The organism is Bordetella pertussis 18323, from assembly GCF_000306945.1.
Lineage (GTDB): Bacteria > Pseudomonadota > Gammaproteobacteria > Burkholderiales > Burkholderiaceae_B > Bordetella > Bordetella pertussis.
In genome coordinates, this window is the sequence record NC_018518.1 from 2,316,538 (window position 1) to 2,339,414 (window position 22,877).

Annotated in this window: 23 protein-coding genes and 1 pseudogene; 9 read left to right on the forward strand and 15 right to left on the reverse strand. The window is 68.2% G+C overall.

Annotation, left to right across the window (positions count from 1 at the left end; translation table 11 throughout):
• Positions 1-2: 2 nt before the first annotated feature.
• Positions 3-674 carry an ABC transporter ATP-binding protein gene (locus tag BN118_RS10935; RefSeq protein ID WP_010928863.1) on the reverse strand — a complete coding sequence of 224 codons (672 nt, stop codon included), beginning with the start codon at positions 672-674 and terminating at the stop codon, positions 3-5.
• On the opposite strand from BN118_RS10935, the gene BN118_RS10940 reads away from it, so the two are divergent.
• On the forward strand, positions 673-1,341 hold the full coding sequence (locus BN118_RS10940; protein WP_041166181.1) for an arylesterase: 669 nt from the start codon (positions 673-675) through the stop codon (positions 1,339-1,341). The genes BN118_RS10935 and BN118_RS10940 overlap by 2 nt on opposite strands.
• Here the strand turns inward: BN118_RS10940 and BN118_RS10945 are convergent.
• Entirely contained in the window at positions 1,323-3,338 is a 2,016-nt protein-coding gene (locus BN118_RS10945) for a SurA N-terminal domain-containing protein (protein WP_019247881.1), read from the reverse strand. The two genes, BN118_RS10940 and BN118_RS10945, sit on opposite strands and share 19 nt — an antisense overlap.
• A gap of 182 nt (positions 3,339-3,520) precedes the next feature.
• Between BN118_RS10945 and ugpQ the strand changes: the two genes are divergently transcribed.
• Both ugpQ and BN118_RS10955 read left to right on the forward strand, forming a co-directional pair.
• A complete protein-coding gene (gene ugpQ / locus BN118_RS10950) occupies positions 3,521-4,270 on the forward strand; it encodes a glycerophosphodiester phosphodiesterase (protein WP_004568486.1) in 750 nt (249 codons plus the stop codon).
• A 12-nt stretch (positions 4,271-4,282) separates the two neighbouring features.
• Positions 4,283-5,146, forward strand: coding sequence for a 23S rRNA (adenine(2030)-N(6))-methyltransferase RlmJ (locus tag BN118_RS10955; protein ID WP_003816518.1), 864 nt, complete (start codon positions 4,283-4,285; stop codon positions 5,144-5,146).
• Positions 5,147-5,149: 3 nt separating this feature from the next.
• On the opposite strand, the gene BN118_RS10960 is transcribed toward BN118_RS10955, so the two are convergent.
• From BN118_RS10960 to BN118_RS10970, 3 genes are all read right to left on the reverse strand, one after another.
• Complete coding sequence (locus BN118_RS10960) at positions 5,150-6,565, reverse strand: dihydrolipoyl dehydrogenase (RefSeq protein ID WP_003816520.1); 1,416 nt, start codon at positions 6,563-6,565, stop codon at positions 5,150-5,152.
• A 133-nt stretch (positions 6,566-6,698) separates the two neighbouring features.
• Positions 6,699-7,427, reverse strand: coding sequence for a redoxin family protein (locus tag BN118_RS10965; RefSeq protein WP_010930530.1), 729 nt, complete (start codon positions 7,425-7,427; stop codon positions 6,699-6,701).
• A 138-nt stretch (positions 7,428-7,565) separates the two neighbouring features.
• A complete protein-coding gene (locus BN118_RS10970; protein ID WP_003811035.1) occupies positions 7,566-7,766 on the reverse strand; it encodes a heavy-metal-associated domain-containing protein in 201 nt (66 codons plus the stop codon).
• A 175-nt stretch (positions 7,767-7,941) separates the two neighbouring features.
• Between BN118_RS10970 and cueR the strand changes: the two genes are divergently transcribed.
• Positions 7,942-8,340: a Cu(I)-responsive transcriptional regulator gene (cueR, locus tag BN118_RS10975; protein WP_003816523.1), complete on the forward strand. Its 399-nt coding sequence runs from the start codon at positions 7,942-7,944 to the stop codon at positions 8,338-8,340.
• A gap of 23 nt (positions 8,341-8,363) precedes the next feature.
• Here cueR and rlmD read toward each other — a convergent pair whose 3' ends face one another.
• The 7 genes from rlmD to surE all read right to left on the reverse strand — a co-directional run bounded on the left by rlmD (position 8,364) and on the right by surE (position 14,828).
• Complete coding sequence (gene rlmD / locus BN118_RS10980; protein ID WP_003816525.1) at positions 8,364-9,764, reverse strand: 23S rRNA (uracil(1939)-C(5))-methyltransferase RlmD; 1,401 nt, start codon at positions 9,762-9,764, stop codon at positions 8,364-8,366.
• A 118-nt stretch (positions 9,765-9,882) separates the two neighbouring features.
• On the reverse strand, positions 9,883-10,635 hold the full coding sequence (locus BN118_RS10985; RefSeq protein WP_010930529.1) for a TorF family putative porin: 753 nt from the start codon (positions 10,633-10,635) through the stop codon (positions 9,883-9,885).
• A 288-nt stretch (positions 10,636-10,923) separates the two neighbouring features.
• Positions 10,924-11,523, reverse strand: coding sequence for a hypothetical protein (locus tag BN118_RS10990; protein WP_010930528.1), 600 nt, complete (start codon positions 11,521-11,523; stop codon positions 10,924-10,926).
• 104 nt (positions 11,524-11,627) lie between these two features.
• Positions 11,628-12,407 carry a 3'-5' exonuclease gene (locus BN118_RS10995; protein ID WP_004568488.1) on the reverse strand — a complete coding sequence of 260 codons (780 nt, stop codon included), beginning with the start codon at positions 12,405-12,407 and terminating at the stop codon, positions 11,628-11,630.
• Positions 12,404-13,288, reverse strand: a complete 885-nt coding sequence (locus BN118_RS11000; protein WP_003811022.1) for a peptidoglycan DD-metalloendopeptidase family protein — start codon at positions 13,286-13,288, stop codon at positions 12,404-12,406. The genes BN118_RS10995 and BN118_RS11000 overlap by 4 nt, the downstream gene beginning before the upstream one ends.
• 17 nt (positions 13,289-13,305) lie before the next feature.
• Entirely contained in the window at positions 13,306-14,085 is a 780-nt protein-coding gene (locus tag BN118_RS11005; protein WP_019247478.1) for a protein-L-isoaspartate(D-aspartate) O-methyltransferase, read from the reverse strand.
• A complete protein-coding gene (surE, locus tag BN118_RS11010; protein ID WP_014905828.1) occupies positions 14,070-14,828 on the reverse strand; it encodes a 5'/3'-nucleotidase SurE in 759 nt (252 codons plus the stop codon). Before surE ends, BN118_RS11005 begins: the two co-directional genes overlap by 16 nt.
• 125 nt (positions 14,829-14,953) lie before the next feature.
• Here surE and plsY point away from each other — a divergent pair, with 125 nt between their 5' ends.
• A complete protein-coding gene (gene plsY / locus BN118_RS11015; RefSeq protein ID WP_003811015.1) occupies positions 14,954-15,601 on the forward strand; it encodes a glycerol-3-phosphate 1-O-acyltransferase PlsY in 648 nt (215 codons plus the stop codon).
• A 267-nt stretch (positions 15,602-15,868) separates the two neighbouring features.
• A complete protein-coding gene (locus BN118_RS11020) occupies positions 15,869-16,885 on the forward strand; it encodes an IS110-like element IS1663 family transposase (RefSeq protein ID WP_014905678.1) in 1,017 nt (338 codons plus the stop codon).
• Positions 16,886-16,982: 97 nt separating this feature from the next.
• On the opposite strand, the gene BN118_RS11025 is transcribed toward BN118_RS11020, so the two are convergent.
• Both BN118_RS11025 and tsaD read right to left on the reverse strand, forming a co-directional pair.
• Entirely contained in the window at positions 16,983-17,933 is a 951-nt protein-coding gene (locus tag BN118_RS11025; protein ID WP_010930208.1) for an IS481-like element IS481 family transposase, read from the reverse strand.
• Positions 17,934-18,031: 98 nt separating this feature from the next.
• Positions 18,032-19,072 (reverse strand): tRNA (adenosine(37)-N6)-threonylcarbamoyltransferase complex transferase subunit TsaD, encoded by a 1,041-nt coding sequence (tsaD, locus tag BN118_RS11030; RefSeq protein WP_003811013.1) that lies wholly within the window; start codon positions 19,070-19,072, stop codon positions 18,032-18,034.
• A gap of 134 nt (positions 19,073-19,206) precedes the next feature.
• Here tsaD and BN118_RS11035 point away from each other — a divergent pair, with 134 nt between their 5' ends.
• From BN118_RS11035 to BN118_RS11045, 3 genes and pseudogenes are all read left to right on the forward strand, one after another.
• A complete protein-coding gene (locus BN118_RS11035; protein ID WP_014905829.1) occupies positions 19,207-20,499 on the forward strand; it encodes an NCS2 family permease in 1,293 nt (430 codons plus the stop codon).
• Between the two features lie 205 nt (positions 20,500-20,704).
• Positions 20,705-21,723 (forward strand): annotated as a pseudogene (locus BN118_RS11040) (LLM class flavin-dependent oxidoreductase).
• Between the two features lie 135 nt (positions 21,724-21,858).
• Complete coding sequence (locus BN118_RS11045; protein WP_003811007.1) at positions 21,859-22,242, forward strand: thioredoxin family protein; 384 nt, start codon at positions 21,859-21,861, stop codon at positions 22,240-22,242.
• 17 nt (positions 22,243-22,259) lie between these two features.
• Here the strand turns inward: BN118_RS11045 and BN118_RS11050 are convergent, their stop codons facing one another.
• Positions 22,260-22,847 (reverse strand): IMPACT family protein, encoded by a 588-nt coding sequence (locus tag BN118_RS11050; protein WP_010930523.1) that lies wholly within the window; start codon positions 22,845-22,847, stop codon positions 22,260-22,262.
• Positions 22,848-22,877 lie beyond the last annotated feature (30 nt).

The window sequence follows — 22,877 nt, forward strand, 5'->3', positions numbered from 1 at the left end:
GCTCAGTCCTGCAGGCGGCCCGCGGCCAGCACCAGTTGCCGGCCGCAGCGCGCGGCCAGTTCGGGGTCGTGGGTGACCAGCACCAGCGTCGTGCCATGCTCGCGGTGCAGATCGAACATCAGGTCGATGACGGTTTCGCCGGTGGCCGCATCGAGGCTGCCGGTGGGCTCGTCGGCGAACAGCAGGTCGGGCTGAACCACGAAGGCGCGCGCCAGCGACACCCGCTGCTGCTCGCCCCCGGACAACGTACGCGGGTAGTGGTGCAGCCGCTCGCCCAGGCCCACCCGCCGCAGCATCGCCTGCGCCGCCTCGCGCGCCGGCTGGCCGGCCAGCTCCAGCGGCAGCATGACGTTTTCCAGCGCCGTGAGGTTGGGCAGCAGCTGGAAAGACTGGAATACGAAGCCCACATGGCTGGCGCGCAGGCGCGCCCGGCCATCCTCGTCGAGGGCGAAAAGATCCTGGCCGGCCAGGTGCACGCTGCCCGATGAGGGAACATCCAGGCCCGCCAGCAGTCCGAGCAAGGTGGACTTGCCCGAGCCGGAACTGCCGGTGATGGCCACGGCGCTGCCGGCCCGGACCGTAAAATCGATGCCATCGAGGATCGACAGTTCACCGCCGGCGTCGGCCACACGCTTGCCCAGCCCTTTCACTTCAATCGAGTTGCCGTTATCCATGCGCATTGTTTTCCGTTTGCTCGCACCTTGCCTTGCCGCCATCGCGCTCGCCGCCACCTTGCCGGCCCAGGCTCAGACCGCGCCCGCGCCCACAGGTTCCGCACCGCACGCCGTCCTGGTGGTCGGCGACAGCCTGTCGGCCGAATACGGCCTGCGGCGCGGGTCCGGCTGGGTGCCGATGCTGGCCCAGCGGGTTTCGCAACAATCCCCCAACTACCGCGTCGTCAATGCCAGCATCAGCGGCGATACGACCAGCGGCGGGCTGGCGCGCCTGCCGGCGCTGCTGCGCCAGCACGCGCCGGCCGTCGTCGTGCTGGAACTGGGGTCCAACGATGCCCTGCGCGGCCTGGCGCTGGACATGACCGAGCGCAATCTGCGCGCCATGGCGCAGGCGTCGCGCCAGGCCGGCGCATCGGTGCTGGTGGTCGGCATGCAGATCCCGCCGAACTACGGCCGCGACTACACCCAGCGCTTCGCGCAGGTCTTTCCAGCCGTGGCCGAACAGGAAAAAGCCCGGCTGGTGCCGTTCCTCATGGAAGGAATCGCCACCAACCGGGCCATGTTCCAGGCCGACGGCATCCATCCCAACGAGAACGCCCAGCCGGCGCTGCTTGACAATGTCTGGCCCTTGCTCGAGCCGATGCTGGCTCAGCCTGCGGCCGACTGAGCGTCGCCCTTGATGGCCTCGGCGGCCTCCGGCAGGATCTGCACCTTGTACTGGTCGCGCAGCTGCCTGAGCACCGCCGCGTCCTCGGCCTGGCCCCAGGCGCCCGAGAGCTGCGTCTTGAGCAGGTCGAGGTCCTGCTCGGTGCTCTGGCCCGCCTCAACCTTCTCGATGCGCGCCACGACGTAGTCGGCGCCCAGCTCCACCCCGGTGTAGGCGGGCAGCGGCGACGGCGCCTGGCGCATGACGGCGTCGAGCACGCGGCGCGGCAGGTTCTGCGCGTCCTGGCGCGAGACCACGATGGCCGGCGCGAACCCCTCCGGCGTTGCCGAAGCGTCGGCCTGCACGCTCTTGAGCGCGGCCTCGCCGGCCTGGCGCGCGGCCTGGGCGGCGCGCTCTCCGAACAGGCGGTCTTCGATGCTGGCGCGGACCTGCTCGAGCGGCGGAATGTGCGAGGGCTCGACCGCCGCCACGCGCACGGCCAGCATCGTATCGGGCGTCAGCTCGATCACGCCGGAATTGAGTTTCTCGCGCAGCACGTCGGGCGAGAACAGCACCTGGCGCACGCGCGGGTTGTCCAACAGTTGCGCATCGTCGCCACCGGCGGCGGAGCCGGCGCCGGCCTGCTCGGCCGGCAGCAGGCCGGTGCGGGTGATGCCGCCGGCGGTACGCAGCTTCAGGCCCAGCTTGTCGGCGGTGGGCTGCAGGCTGTCGCGCTGGTCATAGACCAGCCTGGTCATGTCCGTGGCCATGTCGGCGAAGCGGGCCGAGGCCAATTGCTTGCGGATCTCGCCCACGACCTCGTCCTTGACCTCGGCCAGGGGCTTGACCGAGCCCGGCTGGAAGTCGGTGACCTTGAGGATGTGGAAGGCGGTGGGGGTGTCCACCACGCCCGAGACCTGGTCCTTGGCGAGGGCCTGCGCGGCCTGCTGCAGCGGCGCCGGCAGGGGCGCCCAGCCCAGATCGCCGCCCTGCCCGGCCGAACCCGTGTCCTGCGAGTTCTTGCGCGCCAGCTCGGCGAACCCGGCCGGATCGGCGGCCGCCTGGGCAGCGATTTCCTGCGCCTTGGCCGCGGCGGCCTTGCGCGCCTCCTCCGAGGCGCCGGGCGGGATGGAAATCATGATGTGGCTGACGCGCCGCCGCTCGGGCTGGCCGAAACGCGACTTGTTCTGCTCGTAATAGCTGGCGATGTCCTCGTCCTTGACCTGCACGCCTTCGGTGGCGGCCGCCTCGTCGAGCACCAGGTACTGGGCCTGGACCTGCTCGGGCACGCGCAACTGCTCCTGGTTGGCGTCGTACCAGGCCTGGATGTCCTGCGGGGACACGGTGACCTTGGCGCGGAAGTCGGAGGCGGCGAACTGGCGCAGCTGCACCGTGCGCCGCTGCGTCAGGGCGGCTTCGACCGACCTGGCCACTTCGGCCGGCACGCTGGCCGACTGGCTGATCGGGTCGAGCACGCGCGCCACCGCGAGGTCGCGCCGCAGCCCGGCTTCGAACGAGGTCGGGGACATGCCTTGCGCGGCCAGCACCTGGCGGTAGCGCTCGGGCGAGAAGCGGCCGTTGTCCTGGACCTGCGGGATGGCGGCGATCGTGTTGCGCAGCGTGCCGTCCGACACCGAGAAGCCATTGTCGGCGGCGACCACGGCCAGCAGGCGCTGGTCGATCAGCTGGTTGAGCAACTGCTCGCGCATCGCCGGGGTATCGATCATGGCCGGGTCGAACTGCGAGCCCAGCCGCTGGCGCAGCTGCTCGAGCTGGTTGCGGTGGGCCTGGTCGAACTCGGAGCGGGTGACGGGCTGCCCGGCCACGGTGGCCAGTTCGGGTTCACGATTGATGAAACTGTCGTAACCTTGGACGCCAACCAGCATGAACGACGGCACGATCAATAGCAGCAGGATGAGTTGCATCCAGCGTCGATGGGTGCGAATTATTTCAAACATGGAACCCCTGTTGCCGCGCTTGCGCGAACCTTCGCCGCGCCAAGCCGCAAGAAAACGCATAAAAAAAGGCGAACCCGATTCGCCTTACTCCGTGCCGGAAACTGTACCGGATCAGCCGCCGGAGTTTACCACCAACAGGCCGGCGAACCACCCCCGCCGTGCACGGAAGAAGGCGGCGTTCGGGGTATGCTTGCAGGCTTGAGCGCGGCTGTGCGCAGCTCCATTTCCCGTAACCGAGCATCATGACCGCACCCCTTCCCGCCTGGCCCTATTCTCCCTATATCGCGCACCGCGGCGGCGGCCGCCTGGCGCCCGAAAACACCCTGGCCGCCATGCGCGTCGGCGCGGCCCATGGGTTCACCATGTTCGAATTCGACGTCAAGCTCAGCCGCGACAATGTCGAGGTGTTGCTGCACGATGACGACGTGGACCGCACCAGCAATGGCCACGGCCCGGCGGCGTCCAAGACGTACGCCGAGCTGGCCCAGCTGGACGCCGGCAGCTGGTATGCGCCGCAGTACGCAGGTGAACCCGTCCCCACTTTTTCGGCAGTGGCGCGCTATGCGCTGGCCAACGGCATCGCCTGCAATGTCGAGATCAAACCCTGCCCGGGCCGCGAGGCCGAGACCGGCGCGGCCGTGGCGCGCGCGGCCGCCGCGCTGTGGCAGGATGCCCTGCCCGCCCCGCTGCTGTCCTCGTTTGCCGAGCCCGCGCTGCACGCGGCCCGCGGCGCCGCCCCGCAGCTGCCCCGCGCGCTGCTGGTGGATCGCGTGCCGGCCGACTGGCTCGAACGGCTGCGCAAATACGATTGCATCGCGCTGAACATCAATCAGCGCGACGCCAGCCGCGAGCTGGTCGACGCCGTGCACCAGGCCGGCTACCGCATCGCCGCCTGGACCGTCAACGACCCGGCCCGCGCCCGGCTGCTGCTGGATTGGGGCATGGACGCCATTTTCACCGACGAGCTGGCCACCATCCGGCCCGCCGTCTGACGCGGAGCCGCCTTGTTCAGTTACCGACACGCCTTTCACGCCGGCAACCATGCCGACGTCCTCAAGCACGCCATTCTGGTCCACGTGCTGGACTACATGAATCGCAAGGAAGCGCCCTATTGGGTGGTGGACACGCACGCCGGCGCCGGCCTGTACGCGCTCGGCAGCGACTGGGCCAGCAAGAACGCCGAGCATGCCGACGGCGTGGCGCGCCTGTGGGAGCTCTCCGGCCTGCCTCCGCTGCTGGCCGACTATGTCGCCCGCATCCGCGACTACAACACGGACGGCGTCCTGCGCCATTACCCGGGCTCGCCCTGGCTGACCCTGGACGTGCTGCGCGAGCGCGACCGCCTGCGCCTGTTCGAGATGCACCCGAGCGAGTCGGACGTGCTGGTCAGGAACCTGGAACGGCGCAACGAGCGCACCGCCCTGCGCCAGACCACGGTCTTCGCCGCGGACGGCTTCGAGGGCGTCAAGGCGCTGCTGCCGCCGCCGACGCGCCGCGGCTTGGTGCTCATCGATCCTTCCTACGAGGACAAGCAGGATTATCGGCGCACGCTGACTGCCGTGCGCGAAGGCGTCAAGCGCTTCGCCACCGGCACCTTTGTCGTCTGGTATCCGCTGGTGCAGCGCCGCGAGGCATCGGAGATGGCGCGCCAGCTGGAGCGGCTGCCGGTCAAGAGCTGGCTGCACGCCACGCTGACCGTGCGCAAACCCGCCGCCGACGGCTTCGGGCTGCACGGCAGCGGCATGTTCCTGGTCAACCCGCCCTGGACGCTGCACGACGCGCTCAAGCCGGCCATGCCGCTGCTGGCGCGCGAACTGGCCCAGGACGACCGGGCCGGTTTCACGCTGCAGTACCGCGAGAACCCCTGAGGCTCAGGCCGCCAGGCGCTGCGGGCGGGCCTGCGCCAGGCGCGCCGCGGCATCGCGCAAGGCGGTGCGCAGCCCCTCTTCCACCACGGGGTGGTAAAACGGCATTTCCAGCATCTGCGCCACCGTCAGCGACTGTTGCGCCGCCCAGGCCAGCAGGTGGCCGATGTGCTCGGCGCTGGGGCCGACCATTTCCGCGCCCACGAAACGCCCCGACTCGATGTCGGCATAGACGCGCAGCATGCCGCGATTGCGCAGCATGACGCGCGAACGGCCCTGGTCGCCGAAATCGACTTCGCCGGCCACGAAGGTGCCGCTTTCCAGCCGCGCGAACGGCGTGCCCACCAGCGCGATCTGCGGATCGGAGAACACCACGCCCAGCGCCGCCCGGCGCAGGCCCGGCGCGACGTCCGGATAGCGCGCGGCGTTCTCGCCGGCGATGCGCCCTTCGTCGGCCGCTTCATGCAGCAGCGGCGCGTCGGCGTTGGCGTCGCCGGCGATGAACACCGGCGCCTGGCCCGCCTGCATGGTATGGCGGTCGAAATGCGGCACGCCGCGCGCATCGAGCGCCAGGCTGGTGTTGTGCAGATCGAGGCCATCGACATTGGGACGCCGGCCGGTCGCCACCAGGGCGTAGTCGAAGCGCTCGGTGCGCTCGGTATTGTCCAGCGCCACGTAGCGCACTTCGACCTCGTCGCCGACGCGCTTGGTTTCCAGCACGCGCGCGTCCGGATCCAGGTAGAACTCCTGCTGGAAGGCCTTGCGGGCGCTCTGGCGCACGCGCGGGTCGGTGATGCCGCCCAGGCTGCCGCTCACGCCGAAAACGCGCACCTGCACGCCCAGGCGCGCCAGCGCCTGGCCCAGTTCCAGCCCGATCACGCCGGGCCCGAACACCGCGACGCGCGCCGGCAGCGTGTCCCAGGCAAAGACGTCGTCGTTGACCACCAGGCGGTCGCCCAGCGCCAGGAACGGCGGGGGCACCGCGGGCCGCGAGCCGCTGGCGATGACCACGCTGCCGGCGCGCACCTCGGTGTGTCCATCCACGCGCAGCACCGTGTCTTCGACAAAGCGCGCCATGCCGCGCAGCTTGTCCTCGGCCGGGATGTTCTCCACGCCCTCGAGCACGAAGCCGACGAAGCGGTCGCGCTCGCTCTTGACGCGCGCCATGACCTGCGCCCCGTCGATCCGCACCGCGCCATCGATATGCACGCCGAAGGGCCCGCCGTGCGCCGCCGCATGGGCCGCCTCGGCGGCCGCGATCAACAGCTTGGACGGCATGCAACCCACGCGCGCGCAAGTCGTGCCGTACTGGCCGCCTTCGATCAGCAAGGCGCGCTTGCCGGCGGCGCGCGCGGCGCGATGGGCCGCCAGGCCGGCCGTGCCGGCGCCTATGATGGCCACGTCAGTGTGCAAGGTTTTCATCGATTATCCTCATGAGTGCGGGCGAGCCGCCCAGGCGGCGCGCGGACAGGCAGACGCGCTGGCCGCTGCGAAGCGGCCAGCGTCGGCACGAAGGAAGGGAAAAGCCGGCGGCGGCAGCGCCGCCGGCCAGGCATCAGGCCAGGTAGGCCTTGAGGGCGTCGAAACCGCCGATCAGCTTGCCGTTGATGAACACCTGGGGCGCGGTATCGCCACCCGAGACGGCGCCGATCACACGGCCGCGCACCTTGTTGTCCAGCGGGATCTCGATCGGGTCGAAGCCCTTGCCCTTGAGCAGGGCCTTGGCGTCGACGCAGAACGGGCAGCCCGGCTTTGAGAACACCACGACCTGGTCGGGCTTCCTGGCCTGGGGCGCGACGTAGGCGAGCATCGTGTCGGCATCCGAGACCTCGAACGGATCGCCTTCCTTCTCGGGCTCGATGAACATCTTCTCGACCACGCCATCCTTGACCAGCATGGCATAGCGCCAGCTGCGCTTGCCGAAGCCCAGGTCCTTCTTGTCGACCAGCATGCCCATGCCATCGGTGAACTCGCCGTTGCCGTCGGGCAACAGCGTCACATTGGCGGACTCCTGGTCTTTCGCCCGCTCGTTCATGACGAAGGTGTCGTTGACGGAAACGCAGACAATGCTGTCGACGCCGGCGGCGAAGAAGGTGGGAGCCAGCTCGTTGTAGCGCGGCAGGTGCGTGGACGAGCAGGTCGGCGTGAAGGCGCCGGGCAGCGAGAACACCACGACGGTCTTGTTCTTGAAGACGTCGTCGGTCGTCACCTGCTTCCAGGCATTGTTTTCACGGACGGGAAACGTCACGCTCGGTACACGTTGACCTTCGCGATTTTGCAGCATTCATATCTCCTTGGATTAGCTTTGCGACATTCTGTGGAACAACCACCATGAAGAGATGATAATTGTTAGCTATCAATTAATAAAATTTAATAAATCTAATTAATTGATAGTCTCAAGCAATCGATCGCTAAACGCTGATTAAGCTGCTTGCACGGCATAGCCGGCGGCGCGGATCGCCTGGGCGACCGGCTCGGCCGCTGCCGCGCCTTCCACCGTCACGCGGCGCGCCGCCAGGTCGATCTGGACCAGCGCCTGGGGCACGGCCTGCTGCACCGCCTGCGTGATGCTCTTGACGCAGTGGCCGCAGGTCATGTCGGGAACGTGAAAGGCGATAGTCATGGTTTTCTCCTGGATGAGGGCCGGCCTTGTGCCGGCGGACAGCGTCCGGTTTTCGAACGTTGGAGAGAGCTTAAACCTTCCCATGATGTGAAGGTCAAGCGTAGAATGGAAGCGACGCCTTCCATGCCGGAAGGCGCGCAACCGGCCAGCCGTCGGCGGGCCAGGGACACTGCCCATGAATATCGGAGACGCCGCCCAGGCCTCGGGCATTTCGGCCAAGATGATCCGCTACTACGAAAGCATCGGACTGATCGGCCCTGCCGCGCGCACCGAATCCGGCTATCGCGTCTATGGCGATGCGGAACTGCATACGCTGCGTTTCGTGCGGCGCGCGCGCGATCTCGGTTTCTCGGTCGAACAGATGAACGAACTGCTGGCGCTGTGGCGCGACCGCAGCCGCGCCAGCGCCGACGTCAAGCGCATTGCGCTCGAGCATGTCGCCACGCTGGAGCGCAAGGCGGACGAATTGCGCCAGATGGCCGACACGCTGAAGCACCTGGCGCACCATTGCCATGGCGACACCCGACCCGACTGCCCGATCATCGAAGAACTGAGCAACACCGGGCGGCGCTGAACGCCGCCGCCCGGCGGGCCGCCTCAGGCAGCGGCCGCCTCGGCAAGGCGCTCGGCCTCCTCGCGCGCCTTCTGCCGCGCCTGGGCCTGCGCTTGCAGCACCGTCGCCTCGTCGAGCGACTCGAACACTGCGATCGATTCGACATGGCCGGTATGCGGGAACATGTTGATGACGCCAGCGCTGCGCAGCGCATAGCCGCCTTCGTGCACCATGATGGCGGCGTCGCGCGCCAGGGTGCCTGGACTACAGGAGACGTACACGATGCGGCGCGGCCGCTCGCCCGGAGCCAGCAGCGACAGCGCCTGCGCGACAGCCTGCGCGCCTTCCCGCGGCGGGTCGATCAGCATGCGGTCGAAGTAGCCCAGCCCGCGCAGCCATTGCACATCGACCTCGAACAGGTTGAGCGTGGCGAAACGGGTGCGCTCGCCCAGCCCATGACGCGCCGCCGCCTCGTGCGCGCGGTCGGTCAGCGCCTTGCTGCCCTCCACCCCCACCGCCTCGCGCCCCTGGGTGGCCAGCGGCAACGTGAAATTGCCCAGGCCGCAGAACAGGTCCGCCACGCGGTCCTGCGGCTGCACATCCAGCAGCTTCAGGGCGCGCGACACCATAGCGCGGTTGATGGCGTGGTTGACCTGGGTGAAATCCGTCGGCCGGTAAGGCATGCGCAGCCCGAACTCGGGCAGGGTATAGGCCAGCGCGTCGGCATGCTCGCGCTCTAGCGGATGCACGGTATCCGGGCCCTTGGACTGCAGCCACCACTGCACCCCGTGCTCGGCGGCAAACGCGCGCAGCACGGCGATATCGCCGTCGGTCAGCGGCAGCAGGTGGCGCAACACCAGCACGATCGTCTCGTCGCCCAATGCGACCTCGATCTGGGGCATGCGGTCCGGCGCCGACATGGCCGCTATCATGGCGCGCAGGGGCAGCAGCAGGCGGCTGACCGCCGGCGGCAGCACATGGCATTCGCGCATGTCGGCCACGTAGCTGCTCTTGCGTTCATGAAAGCCCACCAGCACCCCGCCCTTCTTGGGCACGACGCGCACCGACAGGCGGGCGCGATAGCGGTAGCCCCAGGTCGGGCCATAGAGCGGCGGCAGGATGCGCGCCGGCTTGAGCTTGCCCACGTGCCAGAAAGTGTCTTCGAGCGCGCGCTGCTTGATCGCGACCTGGGCCGCGGGCGCCAGGTGCTGCATGGCACAGCCGCCGCAAACGCCGAAATGCGGGCAGCGCGGCGCCACGCGCTGCGAGGACGGGCGCAGGACCTCCTCGACCTTGGCAATCTCGTAGGACGGCTTGCGGCGCACCGTCTGCACCGTGACCCGCTCGCCGGGCAAGGCGCCTTCCACGAACAGCACTTTGCCGTCACGGTGGGCTATCCCCCGGGCCTCGAGGTCCAGGGACTCAATATTCAAAACGTCGACCATCTCGCACAGTCCAGATACACAGGCAGGCCGGCATTGTAAAAGAGCTCGGGCCATGCCGGAAACGGCTGTCCGAGCGGACGCCCCGTCCCCCACCGGACGGGACGTCCCCGGCAGCGCCTCAGAAGGTCCGCGCCACCGAAAGCACCGCTCCCAGCCTCCCCGACGGATGCCCGTTCTTGGTGGGCAGCCAATTGTCGCGGGTCGCGCCCACCGCGGCCAGGCCCAGCACCCAGCCGCTCAGGTCCTTGGTCACGCCCAGCTTGTAGTCCACGTAGTGGCCCAGCGCGTCGCCGTCCATGTCCTGCGCCTTCTTCAGCTTCTGGTAGCCCAGGTGGCCGACCAGCCCCCAGCCATCGCCCAGGTCGAACGTCGCCGTGCCGTCCAGGTACCAGGTGCCCTTGGTATCGGGCGTGCTGAAGAAATCGCCGGGCGTGTACGAGTACTTCAGCGAGTAGTTCGCATAGCTCACGCCCAGGTACAGGTCGGTGTTGTTGTAGTTGCCGCCCTTGGGCGAACTGGACCCCGGGTAGTAGTAGTGCAGCACGCCCACGTCCAGGCCGACGCCGCCGCCCGCCTCGCCCTTCCAGCCGCCATAGAAGTCCATTTCGAGATTGCCGTCGGTGAAGACAAAGTCGGAGACGTTCGAATTCCAGTTGCCCAGGTAGAGGCCGGAAGTGTGCGTGAGGTCGAACCCCAGCTGGATGGCAGGCCGGAAATCGGTCTGCGAGTAACCCCGGAAAAGGTAGTCGCTGACCATGGCGGCGTTGCCGCTCAGCGAAAATCCCGCCCCCAGGTCGGTCGGCTCGGCACGCGCGCCGGCGGCGGCGCAGACGGCCAGTACCAGGGGCAAGGCGAACAAGGGCTTTTTCATGATGTGCGGTTCCTGATCGATTGGAATAAGGACGCGGCATGCAGCCGTCCTCCCAGCCGCGGGGCAAGTCCCCTCCCCTGACGGCTTACCCCATGAAAAGCACATTCCATGCCAGCCCGCCCGCGCCGGCATAGCGTGCGCGCACGGCGCCGCGGCGCACCGCAGCGGTGCACCCCGACCCGGCGCCGCCTTGTTTCGGCGCATGGCGCGCCAGGCTGGCTCGCGCGCCAACGCAAACGTCCCGGGGCGTTGCAGCCCCGGGGCGTCATTCCTGCGGATCGGCGTGGATCAGTTCGCCGTGGCGGCGCCGGCCGGCGCGGCGGACTGGCCGCCTTCGGCGTGCCGCTTCTGCATGCGTTCCTGCATGCGGGCGTGGCGTTCGCTCATGCGGGCCTGGTTGGCCTTGGCGATCTCGGTGACCTGGCCGCGCTGGGCCTCGTTCAGGCTATCCCAGACCGCCAGCCATTTGTCGCGTACCTGGGTGGCCTGGGCGCGGAACTGCTCGTGCCGCTTGTCCGATTCGGCCAACAGCGCGCGCGGATCCAGCTTGCCGCTGTCGAGTTGCGCTTTCAGCGCGTCGCGGCCCGTGGCGCCCGCGTCGCGGCGGCTCTTGTGCACATCGCGTTGCGCCTGGCGAGCCTGGTCGACCAGCCCCTGCTGCTTGGCGTCCAGCTTGAGCGACTCGATCTGCGCCTTGGACAGCGGGCCGACGCCCGGCAGCCAGACGCCGTCGCGCATCATTTTCTTGTGGTGGTGACGGCCCTGCTCTTTCATATGGCCGGCCGCCGGGCCTTCCTGGGTGGCCGCAAGGGCGGGAGCCGCCACGACGCCCGCCGAAAGCGCCAGGGTCAGGCCTGCCAGAGTGGAACGGATAGCGTGTCGGGACATGGTGATCTCCTGAAAGGTTGAAACGCGCTGCCATTGTGCGGGCGACGCGGTTTCAACCGGGTTTCGCACCCGGCCCATCTGTTTCAGTCGATTGCCGACGCGCCTTATGCCGCGTCCCAGGCCGCCAGGTATTCTTTCCAGTGCGGCGCGTCGCTGGCCGCCAGCGTGTCGCGCACCAGGGCGACCTCGGCGTCGTAGGCGACGCGGTCGAGCTCGCCGCGCAGGAAGCGGAAGCGGCAGTACACCAGCCAGGTATTGACCACGTCGGTCTCGCAGTACGCGCGCACCTCGTCGGCCTTGCCCTGGTTCCAGGCTTCCCAGACCTTGCTGCCGTCCATGCCCAGCTTGCCGGGAAAGCCGCACAGCTTGGCCAGTTCGTCCAGCGGCGCATTGGCGCGGCCGTTGTACTTGGCCAGCAAGTCCATCAGGTCGATGTGACGGTTGTGGTAGCGGCTGATGTAGTTGTTGAACTTGAAATCGCGGTCTTCGTCGCCCGTATCCCAATAGCGCGGCGCCGGCACGCCGTGGATCAGGCTGCGGTAGTGCAGCACCGGCAGGTCGAAACCGGACCCGTTCCAGCTGACCAGCCGCGGCGTGTAGCGCTCGATGGTCTTGAAAAAACCCGACAGCAGCGCCGCCTCGGGGTCGTCGGGCTGGCCCAGCGTCTTGACGCGGAAACCCTGGTCGTCGCGAAACACGCATCCGACCACCGCGACCTGGTGCAGGTGCAGGGGCAGGAAGTCGTGCCCCACCGCTTCGCGGCGCGCGGCGAAGGCGCGCTCGACCACTTCCAGGTCGGACACCTCGCCGCCCCAGTCGTTGAGCCGGCGCAGGCCGGCCACGTCGGGGATGGTCTCCAGGTCGAAAACGAGCGTGGGCGTCATCGCGGCGGCAGATACTGCATCGGGTCGACCGGCGTGCCCTGGCGGCGGATCTCGAAATGCAGCCGCGGCGACGTGGTGTCGGTCTCGCCGATCTCGGCGATCTTGGCCCCGCGCTTGACGTTCTGGCCGGTCTTGACCAGCAGCGCGCGGTTGTGCGCGTAGGCCGTGATGAAGCCGTTCTGGTGATTGATGATGATCAGGTTGCCCAGGCCGCGCACGCCATTGCCGCTGTACATCACCTTGCCATCGGCCGCCGCGATCACCGGATCGCCCAGCGAGCCGGCCAGGTCGATGCCCTTGGTGTTGCTGTTGAAGGTCTGCAGGATGGCGCCATTGGCCGGCCAGCCCCAGTTGATGACGGCGGCATCGGCCGCGCGCGCGGGCTTGGGATCGGGCACCGTTGCCGCGGGCGGGGTGGTGGCCCCGCCGGTTTCGCCGCCGGCGCCGGCTTCCATGCCGCCGGCCGGCGTTTCGGCGCTTCCCTGGTCCAGCGGCTTGGGTTGCGGCTTGGAGGAGGTCACCGGCGTGGTCTGCGCGCCGCCGGCGCCCGAGCTCGACAGGCGCAGCACCTGGCCGACACTGATCTGGTTGGGATCGGTGAGGTTGTTCCAGCGCTTGAGGTTTTCGATATCGACATTGTTGGCGCGCGCGATCTTGTAGAGCGTATCGCCAGGCTTGACGACATAGCTGCCGTCGGTCGGGCCGGAGGCGCCGGGCTGTCCGGTGAGGTCGACCACAGGCGCGCGCGGGCCCTTCGAGGCGCAGCCGGCCAGCAAGGCGATGGCCAGCACGCCCGCCCAGAGAACGGGGCGGGAAGCGGCGGCGGCGGATGCGCCAGCCACGGATTGGGATTCGGTCAGTTGCAACTGCCCGTTGAGCATACGATTCTCCTGTTTGCTCAAGATTGTATTCCGGCCCTGAGGGGCACAAAACGTACAGCTTCGAGTTCTTTTCGGCTCCACGCGGTGGCCCCGGTGCGTTCGATCAGCACCAGCCGCTGGTGGGTGGACCCTTCGGGCGCGATCAGCCGCCCGCCCGGCGCAAGCTGATCCAGCAAGGCCTGCGGAATGGCCAGGCCCGCCGCAGCCACAACAATAGCATCGAACGGCGCCACGCCGGGCACGCCCAGCATGCCGTCGCCATGGATCAGGCGCACCCGGGTGGCCAGGCGCAGCGCCCGCAGATGGCCGCGCGCCAGCTCGTACAGGCCGCGGATACGCTCGATGGCATGCACCTCGCGCACGATCTGGGCCAGTACCGCCGCCTGGTAGCCGCAGCCGGCGCCAACCTCGAGCACCCGCGCCGGAGCACGGTCCTCGCAGACAGCGGCGATCATGCGGGCCACCACCCACGGCTGCGAAATGGTCTGCGAGTGCCCGATGGGCAGCGCCGCGTCTTCGTAGGCACGGCTGGCCAGCGCTTCGTCGACGAACAGATGGCGCGGCACCGCCGCCATGGCGTTGAGCACCCGTTCGTCGGCGATGCCCTGCGCGCGCAACCGCTGCACCATCGCCTGGCGCAGCCGGTCGGAGTTCAGGCCCAGGTTGCCGCTGGCCAGCGGCGCGGGCTGCGCAGGCGCGCGCGGCAAGGCGCCCGCCGAAATGCGGGTGTTGCTGTTGGCCGGCGTGATGCCGGGCGCGAGGCGGCCGCCGGCCGGCGGGTCTACGCGTTTACGCATAGCGGCTCCGCCCAGTTGCGCACATCGTCAAGCTGGCTGTGCTGGGTCAGGTCCAGGCGCAGCGGCGTCACCGAGACCTGCCCCTGCGCCGTGGCGTGGAAGTCCGTCCCCGGCGTGGCGTCGGCGGCCAGGCCGACCGGGCCGATCCAGTACACCGTGTCGCCATAAGGCGTGGTGGTACGCACCACCGGCTCGGACGGATGGCGCTTGCCCAGCCGCGTGACGGCGTAGCCTTTCATGTCCTCGTAGCGGCGATTGGGGATATTGACGTTGAGCAGGACCGGCGCGGCCAGCGGCTGCGCGATCTGGCGCTCGACCACCTGGCGGGCGGCGCGCGCGGCCGATTCGATGTGCTGCCAGCCTTTTTCGATCAGCGAGAAGGCGATCGAGGGGATGCCGAACAGGTAGCCCACGCTGGCCGCGGCCACCGTGCCGGAATAAAGCGTGTCGTCGCCCATGTTGGCGCCGTTGTTGATGCCGGACACCACCAGGTCGGGACGCGCATCCATCAGGCCGGTCAGGGCGACGTGCACGCAATCGGACGGCGTGCCGTTGACGTAGATGAAGCCGTTGGCAGCGGTGCGCACCGTCAGCGGCCGGTTCAGGGTCAGGGAGTTCGAGGCGCCGCTGTGATTCGTCTCCGGCGCGACCACGGTCAGTTCGCCCAGCCCGGACAGCGCCTCGACCAGCGCTTCCAGCCCGGGGGCGTTGTAACCATCGTCGTTTGAAACCAGAATACGCATCAATCTTCCTGAATCGTGGGGATCGCCACAAACCGCGACCGATTGTACCGTCATGAAGCGGCATCATCGCGTCAGAATCGCCGCCCGAGGTAGAATCCGCAGCCAAACGACGCAACCGTAACGGAATGCCTGCCACCATGGTCCTGACCGCCCCTTCGCTCCTGTCCAGTTCGGCACTGATTGTCCTGGCCTATCTGATCGGCTCCATCCCCTTTGCCGTCGTGGTCAGCAAGCTGATGGGGCTGCAGGATCCGCGCAGTTACGGCTCCGGCAATCCGGGCGCCACCAATGTGCTGCGCACCGGCAACAAGACTGCCGCCGCGCTGACCCTGCTGGGCGACGCGGCCAAGGGCTGGTTCGCGCTGTGGCTGGCCCGCGCGCTGGTCCCCGAACTCTCCTGGGGCGCCTACGCGCTGGTGGCGCTGGCGGTGTTCCTGGGCCACCTCTACCCCCTGTTCCTGCGCTTCAAGGGCGGCAAGGGCGTCGCCACGGCGCTGGGCGTACTGATGGCCATCGAACCATGGCTGGCCGTGGCCACCATCGCAACCTGGCTGATCGTGGCCGTGTTCTCGCGCTATTCGTCCCTGGCGGCCCTGGTCGCCGCATTTTTCGCGCCCGTCTACTACGTATTCGGCTCGGGCGCCGCCTGGCATGCGCGGCTGGAAGTCGGCCTGGCCATCGCCGTCATCAGCGCCCTGCTGTTCTACCGCCACCGCGCCAACATCGCGCGGCTGCTCAAGGGCACCGAAAGCCGCATCGGGAAGAAGAAGTAACCCGCTCAGGAGCCTGTCCCGGCGGGGACAGAAGCAACCCACTCAGGAGCCTGTCCCGGCGGGGGCAGAAGTAACCCACTCAGGAGCCTTGTATCTTTCCTCCGGTGGTGATTAGCTATCACCACCGCGCGCCGATGACCGCGAGTTGGTGCCCAAAGCGAGGACTTTGTGGGACAGATAGCGGCTCGGCAGCGCACTGCTGGGCCGGCGAGACACTGGACGGTATCGTAGGGCGAGGACCCTGTATGTACAAGGCAAGTGGGCGCAGTGGCTGACAGCAGTTTGTTATCTGCAGGAGGCCAAGTCCATGTTTTCATAGGTATTGATGTATCAAAGGCCAAGCTGGATTGCACGTTGCTGACGGCTGAGGCTGACAAGCGTAAGACCAAGGTGGTGGTCAACACCGCCGCGGGCGTACAAGCCCTGCTGGCGTGGTGCGCCAAACACGGCGCACAGCCGGCGCAGTTGCACGCCATCCTGGAGCCTACGGGTCTGTATCACGAGCAAGCGGCCACGGCGCTGCCCCAGGTCCGGGTCTCTTTGGTCAATCCCGCCCAGGCCCGGGACTTTGCCAAGGCCTTGGCGCTGCGCTCCAAAAATGATGCGCTCGACAGCTACGTGCTGGCTCGCTATGGACAGACGCTGAGCCCGGCGCTGTGGCACCCGGCGCCCTTGCATGCGCGTCAACTGCGCGCCTTGTTGACGCGACGCGAGGCGCTGAGCAAGGATCTGTTGCGTGAGCTCAATCGCAAAGAGAAGAGCCAGTTCAGCCCCTCGGCGCCCTTGGTCGATGGTTCCATCGACAAGGCCATCGCGTTCTTGCGCGAACAGATCAAACAAATCGAGCGGGCGATCGATCAGCACATCGACAACCACCCCGACCTCAAGCAAGACTGCGAGCTGCTGAACTCCATCCCCGCCATCGGGCCTCAGGCCGGCAACGCCATCCTGGCCGTCATGCACAATCGGCATATCGACTCCGCCCAGAGCCTGGCCGCCTATCTCGGGGTGGTCCCTGTGCAGCGCCAATCCGGCAGCAGTCTGAACAGCTGCGCACGCCTGTCCAAAGCCGGCCCCTCCCAGGTGCGCGCCACGTTATACATGGCGGCCCTGGTTGGGACCCGCCACAACCCCCACATCCGCGCCCTTTACCAGCGCCTGCTCAAAACAGGAAAAAGCAAAAAGGCCGCGCTGGGCGCGGCCATGAGAAAACTGGTGCATCTGTGCTTCGGGGTCCTCAAAAACCGCATCCCCTACCAGCCCAATTACGCCATGAACGGTTGACTGCCAAGACGGTATCTGTCCCCGCGGGGACAGGCTCCTGCCGACTGCCAACCCGCATGGGCGGCGACACCTCCGCGGGGACAGGCACCCCGTCGGCCTACCTGTGAACTGTCAATAGGTTGTATTCGTCCAGGTTGAGTCTGGAGATGGGTACAGCGCGCCCGATGCCTTGGTGGGGTCGATGCCAGTTGTAGTGGTGTAGCCAGGATTTCATGGCATCGGCTCGGTGTTGGGAGTTCTGGTAGGTGTGAGCGTAAGCCCACTCACGCAAGGCCGACTGGATGAAGCGTTCGGCCTTGCCATTGGTCTGTGGGCGGTAAGGTCGGGTAAAGCGGTGCTTGATGCCCAGCTCATGGCACAGCGCGGCGAAGGCGCGGCTGCGAAAGGCCGAGCCATTGTCGGTGAGCAAGCGCTGGATGGTCACGCCCAGGCGCTGGTAGTAGGCCACTGCGTCCTTGAGGAACTGGACGGCGCTGGGGAAGCGCTCGTCGGGGTGGATGTCGGTGAAGGCCACGCGGGCGTGGTCATCGATGGCCACGAAGACGAAGTCCCAGCCGGCCCCCTCAACGGTATCGCGTCGGTTGCCCGTGACCCGGTGGCCAGGGCGCTGGATACGTCCCAGCTTCTTGATGTCGATGTGCAGCAGATCGCCGGGGGCCTGATGCTCGTAGCGCACCACCGGCTCGGCCGGCTCCAGGTCGGCCAGGTGCGACAGACCGGCGCGGGCCAGGACGCGGCTGACGGTGCTGGCTGACACGCCCAGCGCCTGGGCGATGCGCGCTTGGGTCAGCCGCTTGCGGCGCAGCTCCACGATAGCCAGCGCCTTGGCCGGCGCAATCGCTCGGGGCGAGACCGTCGGGCGCGAGGACGCATCGGCCAAGCCCGCCTGGCCCTGAGCCAGGAAGCGGCCCAGCCATTTGCGCACAGTCGGCGCGGTGACCCCATAGGCGCGGGCCGCTTCAGGCACACAAACTTGATGGGCGATCAATTGCTGGACCATTTCGAGTCGACGTAGGAAGGTCAATCGGGCATGCTTATGGGTGTTCATCCGGCCGGGCTCCTTGAGTGAACTGGGGGGGTGGCGATTTCCAGTTTCTCAAATCCGGTTCGGATGAACCATGCATACAACCTATTGAATCTTCACACCTACCCGGCCTGGATGTCCGCCAGATCCCAGCGCGGCCGCACCGTGAAGGCGTGGTCGCCCTCGCGCAGGTCGGCCAGTCCGGCCTTGACCCGCTCGGCCGCCGCGAACGCGATCATGGCGCCATTGTCGGTGCACAGCGACAGCGGCGGAAAATAGGCTTCGGCCCGCAAGGGCTTGAGCGCGCGCGCCAGATGCGCGCGCAGCAGCGCGTTGGCGCCTACCCCGCCGGCCACCACCAGGCGGCGCAGGCCCGTCTGCTTCAAGGCGCGGATGGCCTTGGCCGCCAGCACCTCGACGATGGCGGCCTGCGTTGCCGCCGCCAGGTCGGCGCGGTCCTGTTCGCCCAGTTCGCCGCCATCGCGCGTGGCCGCTTTCACACGGGTCAGGACCGCGGTCTTCAATCCGCTGAAGCTGAAATCCAGGTCGCCGCTGTGCAGCATGGGGCGCGGCAGGTCGTAGCGGCTGGCGTCGCCCTGCTCGGCCAGGCGCGCCAGCGCGGGGCCGCCCGGATAGCCCAGGCCCATCAGTTTGGCCGATTTGTCGAAGGCCTCGCCGGCGGCGTCGTCCAGCGTCTCGCCCAGCAGTTCGTAGCGGCCCACGCCGTCGACCCGCATCAGCTGGGTATGCCCGCCCGAGACCAGCAAGGCCACGAACGGAAACTCGGGACGCGGCTCGGCCAGCAGCGGCGACAGCAGATGTCCTTCCAGGTGATGGATGCCGATGGCCGGCAGCGCGCGCGACCAGGCCAGCGCCTGGGCCACGCTGGCGCCCACCAGCAAGGCGCCGGCCAGGCCCGGCCCGGCGGTGTAGGCCACCGCGCCCACGTCAGCCAGCGTCAGGCCGGCCTCGGCCAGCACCTGGCGGGTCAGCGGCACCACGCGCCGGATATGGTCGCGCGAGGCGAGTTCGGGCACCACGCCACCATATTCCTGGTGCATGGCGATCTGGGTATGCAGGGCGTGCGCAAGCAGGCCGCGCTCGGTGCAGACGGCGGCCACGCCGGTTTCGTCGCACGAGCTTTCAAAGCCGAGAATGATCATGGGCGCAGAGTTTACAACCAGGGTCCGCGGGCCCGGGTGCAAAAATACGGGTTTTGCGCTTACATTATCGCCTGCGCGGCAGGCGGCGCCGGCGCAAGCACACAACAACCGCTCTCAAACCCCCGGGGACTTCCATGCTGGAGAAGCTATTCCAACTGCGTGACCACGCCACGACCGTACGCACGGAGATCGTGGCTGGGCTGACGACATTCCTCACCATGTCGTACATCATCTTCCTGAACCCCGACATCCTGTCGAGCACCGGCATGGATCGCAATGCCGTGTTCGTGGCGACCTGCCTGGCCGCCGCCCTGGGTTCGCTGATCATGGCGCTGGTGGCCAACTGGCCGATCGGCATGGCGCCGGGCATGGGCCTGAACGCGTTCTTCGCGTTCACCGTGGTCAAGACCATGGGCTACACCTGGGAGCAGGCGCTGGGCGCCGTGTTCATCTCGGGCGTCATCTTCCTGTTCCTGACCATCTCGGGCATCCGCGCCTGGCTCATCCGCGGCATCCCGCACTCGCTGCGCAGCGCCATCGCCGCGGGTATCGGGCTGTTCCTGGCCATCATCGCGCTGTCCAACGCCAACATCGTCGTCGCGCACCCCGCCACCAAGGTGACGCTGGGCGACCTGCGCGAGCCCGGCCCGCTGTTCGCCATCCTGGGCTTTTTCATCATCGCGGCGCTGGATGCGCTGCGCGTGCGCGGCGCGATCCTGATCGGCATCCTGTCGGTGACCGTGCTGTCCATGCTGCTGGGCTACAACCAGTTCAACGGCATCTTCTCCTCGCCGCCCAGCCTGGCCCCGACGTTCATGCAACTGGACATCCTGGGCGCCCTGCACACGGGCTTCGTGCACGTGATCCTGGTGTTCGTGCTGGTCGAGGTGTTCGACGCCACCGGCACGCTGATGGGCATCGCCAAGCGCGCCGGCCTGGCGCCGGAAGACCGCCCCAACCGCCTGGGACGCGCGCTGTTTGCCGACAGCACCGCCATCGTGGCCGGCTCGATGCTGGGCACCAGCAGCACCACCGCCTATGTGGAAAGCGCCTCGGGCGTACAGGCGGGCGGACGCACCGGCCTGACGGCGCTGGTCGTGGCGCTGCTGTTCCTGGCCGCGCTGTTCATCGCGCCGCTGGCCGGCTCGGTGCCCGCCTACGCCACCGCGCCCGCGCTGCTGTATGTCGCCGGGCTGATGATGCGCGAGCTGATCGACATCGACTGGAACGACGTGTCCGAGGCCACGCCGGCCGCGCTGACCGCCCTGGTCATGCCGTTCACGTACTCCATCGCCAACGGCCTGGCCTTCGGCTTCATCAGCTACGTGGTGCTCAAGACCTGCACCGGCCGCATCCGCGAGGTGCACCCGGCCACCTGGCTGGTGGCGATCCTGTTCATCGTCCGCTACGCCTTCTTCCCCGAATAAGGCCGGGCCGCGCGCCTCGCCCCGCAAGCAGGCCGCCTCGCGCGGCCTGCCTGCTTTCGAGGTCGTCAATCGCCGCGATACAGCGAGGCTATCGACCCGATGGCGCCCAAGGTTGTTCGGGTGCGCGGTTGAAATCGCCGATACACTCTCCATATATTCCTGACCCGTCGGGCGCGCCGCGCCGCGACACAACCGGAGCACCCGCATGAGTGTATTGGCCAGCGTGCCGTTCTCGGTCCTCGACCTTGCCCCCATCGTGCAGGGCGGCACGGCCGCGCAGGCGTTTCGCAACACCGTCGACCTGGCGCGCCACGTCGAAGGCTGGGGCTATCGCCGCTTCTGGCTGGCCGAACACCACAACATCACCGGCGTGGCCAGCAGCGCCACGGCGGTACTGATCGGCCACGTCGCCGCGCATACCACCACGCTGCGGGTGGGCTCGGGCGGCGTGATGCTGCCCAACCACGCGCCGCTCATCATCGCCGAGCAGTTCGGCACCCTGGAGAGCCTGTTTCCCGGCCGCATCGACCTGGGCCTGGGCCGCGCGCCCGGCAGCGACGGCGCCACCCAGCAGGCGCTGCGGCGCGGGCCGCGCAGCGGCCTGGACTTCCCCGAGCTGCTGCACGAGCTGCGCTCGCGCCGGCGCGGCCGGGCCAGCCGGTGCGCGCGATTCCCGGCGCCGGCACCGACGTGCCCATCTGGCTGCTGGGCTCGAGCGATTTCAGCGCACGGCTGGCCGCCGAGCTGGGCCTGCCCTTCTCGTTCGCGGGGCACTTCTCGCCCGAAGGCATGGCCGCCATGCGCCTGTACCGGCAACTGTTCAAGCCGTCGCAGACGCTGGCGCGCCCCCATGCCATGATAGGCGTGCCGGTGGTTGCGGCCGACACCGACGAGCAGGCGCATTTCCTGTCCACCACCCAGCAACTGAAATTCCTGTCGCTGATCCGCGGCAACCGCCTGCCGCTGCAGCCGCCCGTGGAAAGCATGGACGGCGTATGGAACGAGTGGGAGCGCTCCGCGGTCCAACAGAGACTGGGCGCGGCCATCGTTGGCGGCCCCGATACGGTCAAGCGCGAACTGGAGAGCCTGGTCGCGCAGACCCAGGCCGACGAGGTGATGATCGTTTCCGATTTTTACGACTTTTCCGATCGGTTGCGTTCGTACGAGATCGTCGCCTCGCTCAAGCAGGACGCAGGCGTATCGACCCGCACCGCGAACGCCTGACCGGCACGGCGCGCAATCGCGCCACGCGTTTCGCCCACCGACCACGGACGGAACATCCACCGCGCGGCCCCGGCCGCGCCAACCGGGCCCACCGGCCCCAGACGCCACCCCACGCGGGCGGCAAGGACGACACGCATGAGCATCGTTGAACTGACCAAGGACACCTTCCAGGACGCCATCACGCCGGATGGCACCCTGATCATCGATTTCTGGGCCCCCTGGTGTGGCCCGTGCCGCGGCTTCGCCCCCGTCTTCGAGCAAGCCGCCGAGCAGCATCCCGACGTGACCTTCGCCAAGGTCAATACCGACGTCGAACAGGAGCTGGCCGGCGCGCTGGGCATCCGCTCGATCCCGACCTTGATGGTGTTTCGCGAGAAGGTCCTGCTGTTCTCGCAACCCGGCGCCCTGTCGGCCGGCCAGCTCGGCGAACTGCTGACCAAGGTCAAGGAAGTCGACATGGCCGAGGTGCACCGCGATATCGCGCAGGCGCGCGAAAACGGCGAGGGCGAACAGGCCTGAGGCCGCGCGGGCCTGGCTCAGGCCTGCACGTCCCAGTCGCCGCGCCCGCGGGTGATATTGGCGAACGTGCGCGCCAGCTCTTCGAGCGCGGCGCGCGATACGTCGAATTCCAGTTGCGCGCCGTCGGCGTCGAAGGTTTCGCTGCGCACGCTGGCGCCCGCCTGCGCCAGCCGCGCCTGCAGCAGCGGCAGCTCGGCGAAGCCGCAGCGGCAGCGCACCGTCGCCAGGGCGATGACCGGCAAGCGCTCGCCGGCGCGCAGGCAGTTGGCGGCGCAGCCGCCATAGGCGCGCACCAGCCCGCCCGCGCCCAGCTTGATGCCGCCGAACCAGCGCACCACCAGCACCGCCACGCGGTCCAGCCCCTGCCCGTCTATGGCCTGCAGGATGGGCCGTCCGGCCGTGCCGCCCGGTTCGCCGTCGTCATTGAAGCGGTATTCGTTGCCGATGCGGTAGGCCCAGCAATTATGCGTGGCCGCCGGGTCGCTGTGCGCGGCGAAATGCGCCATGGCCTCGGCGATCGTGCCCACCGGCGCGGCATAGGCGGCAAAGCGGCTTTTCTTGATTTCTTCCTGGTGGCGGCAGGCGGCGGCAAGCGTGTGCATCATACGGCGCCATTGTACGTGGCGGCGCGCCGG

Coding starts and splice junctions, on each gene's coding strand:
- BN118_RS10940 (WP_041166181.1), top strand. CDS start 673: ATGCGCATTGTTTTCCGTTTGCTCGCACCTTGCCTTGCCGCCATCGCG.
- BN118_RS10935 (WP_010928863.1), bottom strand. CDS start 674: ATGGATAACGGCAACTCGATTGAAGTGAAAGGGCTGGGCAAGCGTGTG.
- BN118_RS10945 (WP_019247881.1), bottom strand. CDS start 3,338: ATGCGTTTTCTTGCGGCTTGGCGCGGCGAAGGTTCGCGCAAGCGCGGC.
- ugpQ (WP_004568486.1), top strand. CDS start 3,521: ATGACCGCACCCCTTCCCGCCTGGCCCTATTCTCCCTATATCGCGCAC.
- BN118_RS10960 (WP_003816520.1), bottom strand. CDS start 6,565: ATGAAAACCTTGCACACTGACGTGGCCATCATAGGCGCCGGCACGGCC.
- BN118_RS10965 (WP_010930530.1), bottom strand. CDS start 7,427: ATGCTGCAAAATCGCGAAGGTCAACGTGTACCGAGCGTGACGTTTCCC.
- BN118_RS10970 (WP_003811035.1), bottom strand. CDS start 7,766: ATGACTATCGCCTTTCACGTTCCCGACATGACCTGCGGCCACTGCGTC.
- cueR (WP_003816523.1), top strand. CDS start 7,942: ATGAATATCGGAGACGCCGCCCAGGCCTCGGGCATTTCGGCCAAGATG.
- rlmD (WP_003816525.1), bottom strand. CDS start 9,764: ATGGTCGACGTTTTGAATATTGAGTCCCTGGACCTCGAGGCCCGGGGG.
- BN118_RS10985 (WP_010930529.1), bottom strand. CDS start 10,635: ATGAAAAAGCCCTTGTTCGCCTTGCCCCTGGTACTGGCCGTCTGCGCC.
- BN118_RS10990 (WP_010930528.1), bottom strand. CDS start 11,523: ATGTCCCGACACGCTATCCGTTCCACTCTGGCAGGCCTGACCCTGGCG.
- BN118_RS10995 (WP_004568488.1), bottom strand. CDS start 12,407: ATGACGCCCACGCTCGTTTTCGACCTGGAGACCATCCCCGACGTGGCC.
- BN118_RS11000 (WP_003811022.1), bottom strand. CDS start 13,288: ATGCTCAACGGGCAGTTGCAACTGACCGAATCCCAATCCGTGGCTGGC.
- BN118_RS11005 (WP_019247478.1), bottom strand. CDS start 14,085: ATGCGTAAACGCGTAGACCCGCCGGCCGGCGGCCGCCTCGCGCCCGGC.
- surE (WP_014905828.1), bottom strand. CDS start 14,828: ATGCGTATTCTGGTTTCAAACGACGATGGTTACAACGCCCCCGGGCTG.
- plsY (WP_003811015.1), top strand. CDS start 14,954: ATGCCTGCCACCATGGTCCTGACCGCCCCTTCGCTCCTGTCCAGTTCG.
- BN118_RS11025 (WP_010930208.1), bottom strand. CDS start 17,933: ATGAACACCCATAAGCATGCCCGATTGACCTTCCTACGTCGACTCGAA.
- tsaD (WP_003811013.1), bottom strand. CDS start 19,072: ATGATCATTCTCGGCTTTGAAAGCTCGTGCGACGAAACCGGCGTGGCC.
- BN118_RS11035 (WP_014905829.1), top strand. CDS start 19,207: ATGCTGGAGAAGCTATTCCAACTGCGTGACCACGCCACGACCGTACGC.
- BN118_RS11045 (WP_003811007.1), top strand. CDS start 21,859: ATGAGCATCGTTGAACTGACCAAGGACACCTTCCAGGACGCCATCACG.
- BN118_RS11050 (WP_010930523.1), bottom strand. CDS start 22,847: ATGATGCACACGCTTGCCGCCGCCTGCCGCCACCAGGAAGAAATCAAG.